Below are 14,396 nucleotides of genomic sequence, written 5' to 3' on the forward strand. Positions count from 1 at the left end.
AGTTATCCAATGGTCAATAGAAGTTTTCTGTGATGCACATCTCTTATAGGCGTTACACTATAAGCCGACCAAGTCACGTCTGCCCCCGCAACAAAAGGTAAAAATCCATGCAGCTCAAGTCCCTCGCCACGGCACGGCTTGCCGCCAAAGCAGCCGCAATCCTCGCCGTCGGCTCCCTCGCCCTGACCGCCTGCGGCGGAAGCTCCACGCCGGCAGCCTCCCCGGAGGGTGGCGTGTCACTCATCAACGCCGGCAAGCTCACCGTGTGCTCGGATGTTCCCTATGAGCCCTTCGAATTCCAGAAGGACGGCAAGATCGTCGGCTACGACATGGACATCGCAGCCGAGGTTGCCAAGGACCTGAAGGCCGAGCTGAACGTCGTGGACAGCTCCTTCGAGGCCATCGAGACCGGCACCGCGCTCACCCAGTGTGACGTTTCCATCTCCTCCATCTCCATCACGGACACCCGCAAGTCCGTCATGGACTTCTCCACCCCGTACTTGGACGACGACCTCGCCCTCGTAGCCAGCGACTCGTCCGGCATCACCGGCCTGGACGCCGCCAAGGGCAAGAAGGTGGGCGTCCAGCAGGCCACCACCGGCGCGGACTACGCCACCGAAAAGGGTCTCGACGCCCAGCAGTTCGAGGACACCGGCCTCCTGGTCCAGGCCCTCCAGGCCGGAACCATCGATGCCGCCCTGGGCAACCAGTCCGTCTTGGGCTACGCCATCAAGGACGACTCCAAGTTCAAGAGCGTCGAAAAGTTTGCCACGGGCGAGCAGTTGGGTATCGCCATCAAGAAGGGCAACTCCGCCATGGCCGAGAAGGTCAACGGAACGCTCAAGCGTCTGACCGACGACGGCTCCCTGGAGAAGTTCAAGACCACCTGGTTCGGCGAGACCGCCAAGTAGCCAGCGCTTCGGCCTGACGCCTCCGCAGCCCTGAGATCCACGCAGCCGGGGCCCCGGACAAGCTGCACCGCAGCCCGTCCGGGGCCTCAGCCACGCATAACGAATGTGAGCACCCCATGGCAATGACCGCACGTCAACGAGCCAGAGTCAGCCTGTATGTTCAGGCCGCAATCTTTGTAGTGGCGCTGGTCGCCCTGATTCTGGCGACAGACTGGAAGACCATCGGCAACAGCGTCTTCAACTTTGGCAAAATCGGCCCGATGTTCCCGGACATCTTCCTGGTCGGCCTGAAGAACACCCTGATCTACACGGCACTCGGCTTCATCGTTGGCCTGTCGGGCGGCCTGCTGCTGGCCCTGATGAAGCTCTCGTCCTTCCCGCTCTACCGCTGGATCGCCACCGGCTACATCGAGTTCTTCCGCGGCATCCCGGCCCTGCTCGTGTTCATCGCCTTCGGCTACGGCGTTCCGCTCGCGTTTGGCGTTTCCTGGAACGTGACAGTCGTGGTGATGGTTTCGCTGGGCATGGTGGCAGCGGCCTACATCGCTGAAACCCTTCGCGCGGGCCTGCAGGCCGTGCCCAAGGGACAACTGGAGGCCGCACGGTCCCTCGGCATGCCGCAGTGGCGGGCCATGGTGTCCATCGTCATCCCGCAGGCGTTCAAAATCGTCCTGCCGCCGCTGACGAACGAGGTCATCCTGCTGACCAAGGACTCCTCGCTTATCTACGTGCTGGGCCTGACCGCCTCACAGTACGAGCTCACCAAGTTCGGTCGCGATGGCATCTCCAGTCTGGGCGCGGGCCTCACGCCGCTCCTGGTGGCCGGCGCCTTCTACCTGGTGATCACCATCCCGTTGAGCCTATTGGCCCGGAAGTTCGAAAGCCGCTCCGCGCGGACGAAGCGATAGGCAGGACAGTCTCATGAACGACGTCGTACAGAACGCCAACGGCCGCAGCGGGGCCGTCAATGCCGCCGGGGTCTCCATCAAGGACCTACGGAAGTCCTACGGCTCCAACGAGGTGCTGAAGGGCATCGATCTGGACGTCGCGCCGGGTGAAGTGGTTTGCCTGATCGGGCCCTCGGGCTCGGGCAAATCCACCCTGCTGCGCTGCGTCAACCTGCTGGAGCAGCCTAATGTGGGCACCATCCACGTGGGCGGCTTCGAGTCCACCGACCCTGATGTGGACATCGACAAGATGCGCCGCAAGGTGGGCATGGTGTTCCAGCAGTTCAACCTGTTCCCGCACCTGAGCGCGCTGCAGAACTGCACGATCGCACAGACCAAGGTCCTCAAGCGCAGCCAGGCCGATGCGTCCGCCGTGGCCATGAAGAATCTGGAGCGGGTGGGCCTCGAGCACCTGGCGGACCGTTTCCCGGACCAGCTCTCCGGCGGCCAGCAGCAGCGGGTGGCGATCGCCCGCGCCCTGAGCATGGACCCCGAGCTCATGCTGTTCGACGAGCCGACGTCTGCCCTGGACCCGGAGACCGTGGGCGATGTGCTTGCCGTGATGCGGAACCTGGCGAAGGAAGGCATGACCATGCTGGTGGTGACCCACGAGATGGGCTTCGCCCGCGAGGTGGCCGACCGCGTGGTGTTCATGGACGGCGGCGTCGTGGTGGAGGAAGGCGTGGCCGAACGGGTCATCAGCGCACCAACCCAGGCCCGCACCAAGGAATTCCTCCGGCGGGTGCTGGACCCGACGCACATCGACATCGCGGAGTAGGCTCCGCGCCTCTTTCCGCACCGTTTTCGGACGTGACGACGCGCAAATGCCCTGACGCTACTGGAATTCCCGTCGCGCCAGGGCGTTTGCGCGTCATGAGGCAAGTCGCGCGTCGAGGGGCGCTACGGCCACCGCGCGGATCTGGCCCGACGCCGGGGCACACCGGCCGCTGCCAGCTTCCGCTCCAGCTGCCCGGCCGCCATCAGGTCCGCCCAGACCCAGCGGACTACCTTGTTCCCCGCCGCCCGGATCCGGTCTTCCCTGAGTTTTTCGTCCACGACGGCCTGTGAGGCGGTCCGGCCCTGCAGATACGCGGACTTCAGGTATTTCTCGATGCCGTCGAACTCTCCGGCCATCCGCGGGCCGTCCCAGTAGTAATCCGTGTAGCCCACAAGCCCGGTACGGTCGCGGATTTCGTGTTGTAAGTCCGGCGGTTCGAAGCCTGCAACGCGCATCAGTGCCCGGCTGTAGGATTCGCCAACAGAGCCGGACCGGGGGTCCGCGAAATCCACCGCCGCCCGTATCCGCCTCGCGGAGGCCGCGGTGTAGTTGCCGTCGATCCCCGCCAGGAGCGTCTCTTTGGTGAGTCCCGCCAGGCCCTGCGCGGCGTCCGGTCGGAGCACGTGGTCCAGGGGAACTACTGCCTCGGCAAACGGTGTGAACGCGGCCAGATCAAGCACGGTCCGCACTCTCCCGGTGATCAGCAGCCCATCGCGCCGGACCACCTTCAGCCCAGCCGGAAAGGCATAGTGCCGCTGCACGCCCGCACGCGAGCGGCCGCCGTCGTTCTGAAGGGTAAGGGCGTGAACCGTGTGGCGGCGTCCCATGGTCGGTATCCCCCACACAGAGGCAGCGGAGTGCCTGGCGAACACCGTGGGCCCCCTAAACGTTTCCGCCGCTGCGCCGACTCGGATCCGGTACTGTTCCCAGGGCTGGAGCGCCTGCCAGGACGGCCCGTCGACATAGACGCCCTGGCGCAACCGGACGAGGGAGCCCGAACCGCACCTCCGGGCGAGCTCTTTGGGCGTGATCCCATGGTGCACATGGTCACGGGACAGGATCAGCCTGGGCAGCTCGTTCATGCGACGACTGTCGCAGCCCGTGCACGTAGGCACCATCCCGTTGCGCGGCAATGTGGAGAACTTCGATGCTCCGTTCGTTCTGCGACGCGCAAATGCCCTGACGCTACTGGAATTCGGGCCGCGCCAGCGCGTTATCGCGTCGAAGGGTATGTTCCGCGTCGCGAGGCAATGTGCGCGTCGCCCAGCCTGCCCGCCCCGCGGTTCCCTGTGCAGCTAGGCTTGGAGGATCGGTGCGACGGCCGCGCCGACGGCGGCCCGAATCCGGACGTGGAGTTCGCGGAGCCCGTGCCGGTCTGTGCGCACCTCGATGATGCTTCGGCCCTGCCACGGTTCCACCAGCGCCGTGGCGAGCTCCGCCGTCGTGCTGACCCGGCGGTGCGCCACACCGTACGCCGCGGCGAGGGCGGCAAGGTCCACGGAGTGGGGCGTGCCGAAGAGGCGCTCCACGGAGTCCCCGTAACGGCCCGAGGACTCGACGGCACCGTGTTCCAGGAGCCCGAAGATGGCGCCCCCGGCGTCGTTGAGGACCACGATCCGCAGGGCGGGCTCGGCTTCCCCCGCGCCGAGCAGGAGTCCGCCGGCGTCATGCAGGAAGGTGACGTCGCCCAGCAGCACGGTGGTCTCCTGCCGGCCGCCAAGGGCGATGCCGGTGGCCGTGGAGATGGTCCCGTCGATCCCGGCCAGGCCACGGTTGGCGAAGACGGTGGCTTGGGGTTCCGGTGCGGGCGCGCCGGCGAGGTCGACGTCGCGGATGCCGTTGGAGGACCCGAGCACCAGCTGCCCCCGCGAGTGTTGCCAGACCAGGGCGCCCACGGACGGTCCGGTGGCGGCGGCACTTCCCGCCAGCACGGAGTCGACGGTGTGCTGCGCGGCGGCCCCGGCGAGCAGCCAGGCATCCAGCCAGGCCGCGGAGCCCCGCCCCGCGAAGTCGGCCAGGTCGGTCAGGTTGTTCAGCGGCAGCTCGGTGCGCCGGCCGGGTTCGTACCAGGCCACCGGGACCGGCTGGTACAGCGCCGAGGGGATGTCGGCGCGGGCCAGCAGGGCACTCACCGGCCGGGAGAGCGTGGGCCGGCCGAACAGCACCACGCGTTCGATCGGGTGCGCCGACTCCGGCCCGAAGTGCTCCAGCAACAGCCGGTAGGGCCCCACCGCGTTCGGCCCGAAGCGGGCGTCGGAGGACGGTTCGGCGAGCAACGGCAGGCCGTGGGCGCGGGCGAACGCCTCGGCGACCGGACCGGCATCATGCCCGGCCAGCACCACGGTGCGCCGCTTCGGGAGCTCGCCGGAAGCAGGCGGGAAGTCCAAAGCCAGGGGTCCGCGGGCGGCGCGGTACACCCGGCGGCCGGATTCGGGCGGGAGCTTCTCGGCCGGGGCCGGGACCAGCGGGTCGCGGAACGCCAGATTGAGCTGCACCGGCCCGGGCGGGGTGTCCTCGAAGGCGCCGGTGGCCGCGCTCAGGGCGGTCTCCACGGCGCGCTGCGGGTCAGTGCCGGCCGGGATGTCGACGGCGAAGCGCACGTGGTCCCCGAACAGGTCCAGTTGCATCGTGGTCTGGTTCGCCCCGGCACCCCGGAGTTCCTCGGGCCGGTCCGCCGAAATCACTACCAGCGGCACGGCGGCGTGGTTGGCCTCCATGACGGCCGGCAACAGATTCCCGACGGCGGTCCCGGAGGTGGTCAGTACGGCCGCGGGCGCCCCGGTGGCCAGGGCCAGGCCGAGGGCGGTGAAGCCCGCGGAACGCTCGTCGATCCGGACCAGCAGCTCCACCCGTCCGGCGGCATCCGCCTCGGCCAGGGCGTACGCCATCGGTGCGGACCGCGAGCCGGGCGACACCACCACGCAGCGCACCCCCGCGTCCAGCAGCGCGGCGACGGCGATGCGCGCCGCGTCCAGGGCACCCAGCCCGCTGGCCGCACTCACATGTTCTCCGGCGTCTCGATGCCCAGCAGCTCCAGGCCGCCGGAGAGCCGGCGCAGCACCAAAGCACACAGGGCCAGGCGCGAGTCCCGGACCGATTCCTCGGCTTTCAGCACCGGGCACTGGTCGTAAAACGCCGTAAAAAGCTGCGCGAGCTCGAACAGGTACGTGGACAGCCGGTGCGGCTCGAGCAGCTCACCCACCCGGCTGAGCGTGGCGCCGTACTCCAGCAGGTGCAGGGCAAGGGCCCGTTCGGCGGGCTCGACGACGGCGATGGCCGTCGCCGGGGCCCCGCCGTCCGCGTTCAGGCCGGCCGTGTCGAGGCCGGCGGCGGCCGTGTCCGTCCCGGCGGCTACGTGCTGCTCCAGCACTCCGGCCTTGCGCAGGATTGAACGGATCCGCGCTGCGGCATACTGCACGTAGGGTCCGGTGTTGCCGCTGAGAGCCAGCATGCGGTCGAAGTCAAAGACGTATTCGGTGTCATGCCCCACGGACAGGTCCGCGTACTTGACGGCGCCGATGCCCACCTGCCGGGCGGTCACCGCGCGTTCCTCCTCGGTCAGCTCGGGCCGGCTGGCGTCGATCACGGCGCGGGCCCGGTCCACGGCTTCCGCCAGCAGGGCCATGAGCTTGACCGGAGCGCCGGAGCGGGACTTCAGGATCTTCCCGTCGTCGCCCAGGACATTGCCGATCTGCACGTGCACGGCCTCGACGGTGTCCGGCAGCCAGCCGGCATCGCGCGCCGTGGCCAGAACCATCCGCAGGTGCACGTTCTGCGGGGCGCCCACGACGTAGAGGATGCGGTCGGCCTGCAGGTCGCGGACCCGGTACCGGATGGTGGCGAGGTCGGTGGTGCCGTAACCGTAGCCGCCGTCGGACTTGCGGATGATGAGCGGCAGCGGCTGGCCGTCCCGGCCGGTGAACCCTGCGGGGAAGGTGCAGAGGGCGCCGTCGCTGACCCGGGCGATGCCGAGCTCCTCAAGTTCCTGGCACAGCTGCGCCAAATGCGCGTCGTAGGAGCTTTCGCCGGCGATGTGGTCGTCGGTGAGGCTGATGCCCAGCGTGGAGTAGATGGCATTGAAGTAGCGTTTCGACTGGGCGACCAGCCGCTGCCAGACCGCAAACGTCGCTTCGTCGCCGCTCTGCAGCGCGACCACGCGGAGCCTTGCCCTGGTGGCGAAACCGTCGTCCTCGGTGGCGGAGGCGTCGAACTTGGCGCGCGCCGCCTGGTAGAAGGCGCTGGGGTCATCCACCAGCAGGGCCGCCTCCGGCGAGTCCTCGCCGACTTCGAGCCAGTGCTCGATGAGCATCCCGAACGGGGTGCCCCAGTCCCCGATATGGTTCTGCCGGATGACCGTGTCCCCCAGCGCCTCCAGCACCTTGACGAGGCTGTCGCCGACGACGGTGGTGCGCAGGTGCCCGACGTGCATCTCCTTTGCCACATTGGGGGAGGAATAGTCGACGACGACGCGTCGGGGTTCCCGGACCGGCCCGGCGGGCGTTGCGGCACCGGCCGCCGTGGTCGCCTCGTCGTTTAGCAGTTCCTCGATCCAGGTCCCGTCGAAGGTCAGGTTGATGAAGCCGGGCCCGGAGATCTCGACGGCGGTGCAGATGCCGTCCAGGTCCAGGGCGCCGACGATCCTTGCGGCGGCATCCCGGGGCGGCATACCGACCTTCTTGGCCAGCGCCATGGCGGCGTTGACCTGGATGTCCGCAAACTGCGAGGGCCGGACCACAGGATCCGTGCCGCGGTACTCTTCGCCGAAGGCGCTGGCAATCGCTGCCTGGACTCTGGGGACAACCATCTCGGCCGGATTATTCACACTGTTCAAATTAGCAGTTCAGCCCGGGCCCCGAGGCCCCTGCCCCGGGACCCGAGCCCCGGGACCCGATAGCCGGAGGGTCAGGCGCCGGTGCGGAAGACCTGCACCACGGACGGGCGCGGGGCCCGGGCCTGGCCCGGCGCGGCTGCCGTCCCGGCCGCGACGTAGTCCGGGAAGAAGGACAGCTGCGCGTCGAACGAGCCGTCCTCGCCCGGGTGCTGCACGGAGACGAACACCATGCGTTCCTCGTCGTGAATGATGGGCCCGCAGGTTTCGCCGTCGCGCGGAACCGCGAGGAACTGCTCCACCCGGCCGCGCTCGGCGCCATCCAGGGTGACCTTGAACAGTCCGTCCGCCTTGCCGATGCCGGACGGGGCGCCGTCCGTGGAGATCCAGAGGTTGCCGACGGAGTCGAACGCGAGGTTGTCCGGGCAGGAGATGGGCGAGACCTGGTCCACCGGGAAGCCGGAGAAGTAGGTGACATCGCCCTGGGAAGGATCGCCGCAGACCATCAGGAGGTTCCAGGTGAAGGCCGTTGACGTCTGGTCGCCGGTCTCGGTGATTTCGACGATGTGGCCGTCACGGTTGTTGTTGCGCGGGTTGACCTCGGTGGCCCCCTCCTTGCCGAAGCTGCCGCGGTCCGAGTTGTTGGTGCAGGCGACATAGACCTTGCCGGTGTGCAGGCTCGGTTCAACGTCCTCGCACCGGTCCATCTTGGTGGGTCCAACCTTGTCCGCGGCCAGGCGCGTGTAGACGAGGACCTCCTCGACCGACATCCCCGCCACCGCGGACTTGCCGTCCACCACGAGCGGCAGCCATTGCCCGGTACCGTCGAAGCCGCCGTCGGAAGGAACGGTGCCGGTCCCGTCGAGCTGGAGGGCCGGGGAGCTGCCCGCGAATTTGGCCACATACAGGTCCCCGTCCGAGAGCAGGGTCATGTTGTGGGCGCGGTCGCCTTCCCGGTACGTGCCGGCCGAGACGAACTTGTACAGGTAGTCGAAGCGTTCGTCGTCGCCCATGTAGGCCACCACGTGGCCGGACTTGGCCACGATCACGTTGGCGCCTTCATGCTTGAAGCGGCCCAGGGCGGAGTGCTTCTTCGGCGTGGAGGTGGGGTCGAAGGGGTCCACTTCCACAACCCAGCCGAAGCGGTTGGCCTCGTTTTCGTAGCCGGGGTTGTTGGTGTTGAACCGCGGATCATCGAGTTCCCACTGCCGCGCGGTGGGCTTGTTGGTGAGCCCGTAGCGCTTGTCCGCCGCCGAGGTGCCTGCGGAGACGAAGTAGCCGTTGAAGTTTTCCTCGCCGGAGAGGACGGTCCCCCAGGGGGTAGTGCCGCCGGAGCAGTTGCCCAGGGTGCCGCGGATGGAGCGCCCGGCGGGATCGGCGACGGTCCGGACCAGGGCGGAACCGGCCACCGGGCCGGTCAGTTCGTAGGTGGTGTCGTTGAGGTAGCGGCGGTTGAGCCTGGCGCCCTTGACGTAGTTCCACGGCTGGTTCTTGTTCCCGCGTTCCAGCTCCACGACGGTGAGCCCGTGCGCGGCGGCCGCAACGGCGCGGACCTCGGCGGCGGGCATCGTGGCCGGGAACATGATGGTCTCATTCGTGTATTCGTGGTTCGCGAAGAGCACCGCACGGCGGCCTTTGCTGCCGGGAACTTCGAGGATGTCCGTGTAGTCGTTGTTGTAGCCGAACTGCCGGGCCTGCGCGGCGGCGGTCTGGTTGTTGAGGTCGAAGTCCGGGGCGTCGTTGAACAGCGGGTCGCCCCAGCGGATGACCGGCCGCCAGCCGAAGCCCTGCGGCACAGTGAAGGCGTCGACGGCGGCGTCCACCGGCGCGATCGCCGTGAACGTGAGCTTGGACCGGCCGAAGCCGTTCTTGGCGGCGGCCGCGAGGCCCGGACCGCCGTCGGCCACGGCCGACTCTGCCGAGGCCAGCGCGCCACCGAACGCGACAGCGAGGGCTCCCGCGGCCCCGAAGCCGAGGACGGCCCGGCGGGACATGGTGGCGGAAGCGATGTCCCGGAAGTAGTCATTGGAGCTGGTGTTGCAGACTTCGCCGGAGCAGGCGTTGTCGCACTTCAGTGCGCAGGTGACGGCGCTGCGCTTGCCTTTGGTGTGGCCGAGCATGGGGAGCAGGGTGAACTTGCGGCCGGGAATGACAGACATGGGAGACCTTCCATGGGTGGGATGTGCCCGCCCACCGTGTCAGCCTTTACCAACCGATAGCCGTCACCCAGATGAAGGTGCGGTGAACTCCAGTGTTCTTATGAACTCTGCGTGGACCCGGCGCAGCCGGTCCAGCCACCAGTCTCTGCGCTCTGGGGCGGCAGCGTGCTCCGCCAGCAATGCCGGGTCCGCGGATACCTCGCGGAGCCGGATGGCGCCGTCGGCGGGCAGCAGCGGGTCGCGGGTGACGTCGGCCGCCAGCAGGGATACGGTCCCGAGCCCGCACGCGTACGGCAGGTCCGGGAGTGCGGCGGCGAGCGCGAGCCCCGCGCGGATCCCGATCGAGGTGTCAAGGGCCGAGCTTACGACGGCGGGGAGCCCGGCCTGCGCCACGATGTCCAGGGCGCGGCGCACTCCCCCGAGCGGTGCCACTTTCACCACGATCAGGTCCGCGGCGCCGGCACGCGCCACCTTGAGCGGGTCCTCCTCCTTGCGAACGCTTTCGTCGGCGGCGATGAGCAGGGGGTTCCCGGCGTCGTGCAGCCTGCGCCGCACCTCGGCGAGGCCGGCAATGTCGGGCACCGGCTGTTCGGCGTATTCGAGTCCGACGGCGGAGAGCCGGGTCAGCGCTTCGACCGCGGTCGGGACGTCCCAGCCGCCGTTGGCGTCGACCCGGATCCGGGCGTCCGGCAGGGCCTCGCGGACCGCTGCGACGCGGGAAACGTCGTCCGCCAGAGGCTGGCCGCGTTCGGCGACTTTGACCTTGACGGCGTCCACCCGTCCGAACCGGGCGAGGATCTCCGGCACCCGGTCGGCGGAAACCGCGGGGATGGTGGCGTTGACCGGGATGGTGGTCCGCAGTGGTACGGGGAACCCCTGCCAGCCGGCCTCGATGGCGGAAGCAAGCCAGCGGGAAGCCTCAGCGTCGCCGTATTCGGGGAAGGGGCAGAACTCGCCCCAGCCGAGCGGCCCGCGCAGCAGCAGGGCCTCGCGGTGCAGGATGCCGCGGAATTTCACCCGCATCGGCAAGCTCACCACCCGGGCGCCGGCAAGGAGTTCTTCCAGCTCAGGGATGTGCCCGGGACGGGACAGGGCCGGGTTCGGGGGGAGATCCGGAGCGGGCCGGGACGGATGGCTGGGCATCATTTCACTCTACCCGGGGCGCTATGCGTCGTCCGGGTACCGCAGCTCCCAGACATCGGCCGACGCGCCATGCGGCAATTCCAGCTGCCACGCCTCATCGGGGTCCGGGTACGCGCGCACGGTGGTGGGCACGGAACCGTGGTGGTAGGCCTCCACGATCGAGGCGTCCACGAAGATCCGAAAGTCGTCACCGCCTGCCGCTTCTTCGGTGAACACGGTGCGCTGGCCCCGCATCGAGCGAAGGATGAGCCGGATCCGGCCCTCGCCCCCGGAGACGTGCGCCTCGGCATACCGGGGCAGGCTCAGGGTTCCGGCGGCGCCCGCGTACAGTCGTGCACCGCGGTAGGCCTGCAGTTCTGCCGCCGGTTCCACGGCGAGCGCACCGCCGTGGACGGAGAGCTGCCCCGGAAACGTCAGGATGCCGGCCCAGCCCGCGTCGTCCGTCTGCTCCTGGCTGCGTCCCGGCCGCTCCCCGCCGCGCGCCGCTTCCGGGGACCAGCCCCAAAGCAAAGTCCGCTTCGGCAGCGGCAGGATCTGCGGCGCGTAGAAATCCCGGCCGAGATCCGCCTTTCCGCCCGTCTCCGGGGCGAAGACCGGCTGCCCGGCGATCCCGGGCACAACCGAGCCCAGGAGGTAGCCGACACCATTGGCGTGTTCGTGGAGGTCCCCGGAGAGGCACAACGAAGCCATCAGCAGCCAGGTCTCCGCACCGGAGGAATCAGGGACGCGGACCAGTTGGGGGCACTCCCAGATCTCCGCGGGCAAGTGCCTGGCAGCGAGCGGCTGGTCGGAGCTGAACCAAACCCCCTCATACTTCCAGGTCCTGAGTTCGTCCACGCCGTAGAGCAGGACGGCAGCCCGGCCCGAGGCCAGGCCGGCTCCCTGCAGGGCGTAACGCCGGCCCTGGAAGTGGAAGATGAACGGATCCCGCACCGCGGTGACCTGAGGGTCCGGGGGCATCCCGGCCGCCACGTGGCCATCCTGCGTCCAGGCGGTCAGGTCGCCGGAGCCCCGCGCCAGGACGACCCGGGACTTCCCGTCCGTGGAGTCGACGCCGGAGTAGGCGGCGGTGGGGACGCCGTCGTCGTCGGTCACCACCCCGGTCCAGCAGCCGAGGGCGTCCGGACCACCGGGCTGGGGCCGGAGCGCTACCGGTTCCTCGACCCAGCGGACCAGGTCCGGCGAGCTCAGGTGTCCCCATCGGATGGCGGAGTGGCGCGCGGAGTCAGGGTTGTACTGGAAGAAGACGTGATAGCGGCCGTCGACGTAGCTCAGGCCGTTCGGATCGTTGATCCAGCCCTTTGCGGGCCGGGGATGGAAGCGGGGAAAGGCGGGGTCCGGGTGATTCGCCACGGTGTCCATGGCCACACACTACCCGCGTGCTCAGGCGCCTCGCAGCGTTCTGTGGGACCCTGATAGCGATGGATTTTCGTTCTGAACCCACAGACCAGCACCCGGGCAGGGGCCTCGGCCGAACGTTCGTAGTGGCCACGCTTGCGTGCCTGGCCGCGCTTGCCGCCACCTACTTTTTCTTTGTCCGCACCACCACGGGCCAGTTCATCGATGAATCGGCGCTGGTCGAGGCCGTCGAAATCCATGGCACGGCGGGCAAGGCCGCCAATAAGCTGCTGGACTCGCTGCCTGCCGTGTCCGTCCTGATCGCCACCGTCGTCGTCCTCTTTGTCACCATCCTGCGGCGGCGCTGGACCGCTGCCGGGATAGCCATGGCGGCCTGCGTGGGCGCCAACGTGACGACCCAAATCCTCAAGGATCTGGTCCCCGTCCGGCCGTACCGCGGAATTGAGACGCTGGAGTTCAACTCGCTGCCGTCGGGACACACGACGCTGGCGGCGTCGGCCGCGGCGGCTGTGTTCCTGGTGGTTTCGCCGCGCTGGCGCCCGCTGGCCGGGTTCCTGGGCGGCAGCTTCGCCGTCGCCACCGGCGTTTCCACCCTGATCAACCAGTGGCACCGACCCGCGGACGTCGTAGCCGCCTTCCTCGTGGTGGCGGCGTTCATGCTCCCGGCCGGTTGGTTGATCATCCGCACCGGACCGCGCTGGAATGCCTGGACCGGTTACGGGGAACACTGGGCAGCCTCCCGGCTGTGGCTCGCGCTGCCCATGCTGGCAGGACTCGCCTCCGCCGCCCTGGCGAGCTTCGCACTGCTGAGGATCGCACCCGGTCCGGGCCAGGAAGGCAGCACCACCAACTACTTCTGGGCCGGAACCTCCCTGATAGTGATTGCCGGGTACCTCGCGACGGTGGCCGGGGTGTGGCTGTTCGGACATGCCGCACGACGGCATGGGGCACCGCGGCGCTGAGGCGGGATCCGGCGCGTCCTGCCGTACTTCGGGGCAGCGATCGCGCACACCCTGGTCTGGGGCGCCTAGTAGTTCCGGCGGTGTTTGAGGCGGGGAATGGTGACGCCGAAAACGGCGGCAGCAGCGAATCCGAGCACGCCGGTAGCCGCCACGCCAGCCCCCAGTGACGCGACGGCGGTGACTCCGGAAAGCAGCACGGGGCCGCCGGTGGAGCCGGCATCGGCCAGAAAGCGCCACATCCCCAGGAACTGGCCGCGGCCGTTGTCGGGCGAAAAGTCGGCCCCCAGGGTCATGTTCAGGCCGGAGCTGATGCCGTTCCCGAAGCCGATCAGGAGCGCCGCGAGGAGCAGGCCTACAAAGCCGGTGCTGAGTGGGATCAACAGCATCGCGGTGCCCATGATGAGCGTTGATGGAATTGCGACCCATTGCCTGCCCTTTCGGTCCATCAGCTTGCCGGCAGGGTAGAACACCAGCATGTCGATTGCACCGGAAAGGCCGTAGATGAGGGAGGCCTGGGTGGCGTCCATGCCGAGGTGATCAGCCCAAAGCGGGATCACAACCTGGCGCGAGGCGCGCAGCGCGCTGAGGAGCATCACGCCCATCCCGACGGTCAGGAAGACCCCGGCATGGGATGCGGCTACGCCCCGCATCGTCGCCTGCTCCTGCGGGGCGCCGTCCACCGGAGCGGGCTTCGTCACGAGGTCCGGGATGGTCACGGACAGTGCCGCTGCCGCGGCCATGGCCACGACGCCGGCCCAGTAGGCTCCGGGGATACCGGCAAACTGCATCACGGCGGCGCCGATGAACGGGCCCATGAAGATGCCGATCCGGTTTACGCCGCCGAGGGTGGACAGTGCACGGGCCCTGAGGATCACCGGCACCGCCTCGGTCAGGTACTTCTGCCGGGCGAGACTGAAGACGCTGGCGGCCATACCGACGACGAGCATTGCCGCCGCGAGCAGCCAGAGCCCGCCGGGCACGAGCGCGGACAGGGCCGCACCCGCCAGGGCGATGGCGCTGGCGGTGGCGGCCCCCACGATCGCCCAGCGTTCGCCGAACCTCAGGGTGATGAGCGAGGCCGGAAGATTAAAGAACCAGGATCCGAGCCCGATCAGGGTGACAACCAGCGCGGCCACGGCCACCGAGGCGCCCAGGTCGCGGGCTGACAGCGCCACGACCGGAAGGATTGCCCCTTCGCCGACGCTGAACAGCAGGGCCGGTCCGAAGGCGGGCACGGCGATGCTGCGGAGGCTGAAGGGGGCGGGGTGTGTGGTGGTCATCCCCTTCATCCTAAGGCGGGCTCCGCACG

Annotated in this window: 11 protein-coding genes; 4 read left to right on the plus strand and 7 right to left on the minus strand. The window is 68.7% G+C overall.

All coding sequences use genetic code 11. The features are described from left to right. The first annotated feature begins 107 nt into the window (after positions 1-107). The 3 genes from OM977_RS15785 to OM977_RS15795 all read left to right on the plus strand — a co-directional run bounded on the left by OM977_RS15785 (position 108) and on the right by OM977_RS15795 (position 2,636). A complete protein-coding gene (locus OM977_RS15785) occupies positions 108-911 on the plus strand; it encodes an ABC transporter substrate-binding protein (RefSeq protein WP_264354840.1) in 804 nt (267 codons plus the stop codon). A gap of 116 nt (positions 912-1,027) precedes the next feature. Next, a complete protein-coding gene (locus tag OM977_RS15790) occupies positions 1,028-1,819 on the plus strand; it encodes an amino acid ABC transporter permease (RefSeq protein WP_264354841.1) in 792 nt (263 codons plus the stop codon). Positions 1,820-1,832: 13 nt separating this feature from the next. After that, on the plus strand, positions 1,833-2,636 hold the full coding sequence (locus OM977_RS15795) for an amino acid ABC transporter ATP-binding protein (RefSeq protein ID WP_264354842.1): 804 nt from the start codon (positions 1,833-1,835) through the stop codon (positions 2,634-2,636). Positions 2,637-2,758: 122 nt separating this feature from the next. Here OM977_RS15795 and OM977_RS15800 read toward each other — a convergent pair whose 3' ends face one another. The 6 genes from OM977_RS15800 to OM977_RS15825 all read right to left on the minus strand — a co-directional run bounded on the left by OM977_RS15800 (position 2,759) and on the right by OM977_RS15825 (position 12,128). After that, positions 2,759-3,718, minus strand: a complete 960-nt coding sequence (locus OM977_RS15800; RefSeq protein ID WP_264354843.1) for a hypothetical protein — start codon at positions 3,716-3,718, stop codon at positions 2,759-2,761. 213 nt (positions 3,719-3,931) lie between these two features. Beyond that, positions 3,932-5,638, minus strand: coding sequence for a 2-succinyl-5-enolpyruvyl-6-hydroxy-3-cyclohexene-1-carboxylic-acid synthase (menD, locus tag OM977_RS15805; RefSeq protein WP_264354844.1), 1,707 nt, complete (start codon positions 5,636-5,638; stop codon positions 3,932-3,934). After that, entirely contained in the window at positions 5,635-7,440 is a 1,806-nt protein-coding gene (gene argS / locus OM977_RS15810) for an arginine--tRNA ligase (protein ID WP_264354845.1), read from the minus strand. The genes menD and argS overlap by 4 nt, the downstream gene beginning before the upstream one ends. A 98-nt stretch (positions 7,441-7,538) precedes the next feature. Further along, a complete protein-coding gene (locus OM977_RS15815; RefSeq protein WP_264354846.1) occupies positions 7,539-9,623 on the minus strand; it encodes a PhoX family protein in 2,085 nt (694 codons plus the stop codon). Between the two features lie 63 nt (positions 9,624-9,686). Continuing rightward, on the minus strand, positions 9,687-10,766 hold the full coding sequence (locus OM977_RS15820; RefSeq protein ID WP_442960660.1) for an o-succinylbenzoate synthase: 1,080 nt from the start codon (positions 10,764-10,766) through the stop codon (positions 9,687-9,689). A 21-nt stretch (positions 10,767-10,787) separates the two neighbouring features. Further along, complete coding sequence (locus OM977_RS15825) at positions 10,788-12,128, minus strand: glycoside hydrolase family 32 protein (protein WP_264354847.1); 1,341 nt, start codon at positions 12,126-12,128, stop codon at positions 10,788-10,790. A gap of 59 nt (positions 12,129-12,187) precedes the next feature. Between OM977_RS15825 and OM977_RS15830 the strand changes: the two genes are divergently transcribed. Further along, positions 12,188-13,087, plus strand: coding sequence for a phosphatase PAP2 family protein (locus tag OM977_RS15830; RefSeq protein WP_264354848.1), 900 nt, complete (start codon positions 12,188-12,190; stop codon positions 13,085-13,087). Positions 13,088-13,152: 65 nt separating this feature from the next. Here the strand turns inward: OM977_RS15830 and OM977_RS15835 are convergent, their stop codons facing one another. Beyond that, positions 13,153-14,367: an MFS transporter gene (locus OM977_RS15835; protein ID WP_264354849.1), complete on the minus strand. Its 1,215-nt coding sequence runs from the start codon at positions 14,365-14,367 to the stop codon at positions 13,153-13,155. Positions 14,368-14,396 lie beyond the last annotated feature (29 nt).

Source organism: Pseudarthrobacter sp. MM222 (assembly GCF_947090775.1).
GTDB lineage: Bacteria > Actinomycetota > Actinomycetes > Actinomycetales > Micrococcaceae > Arthrobacter.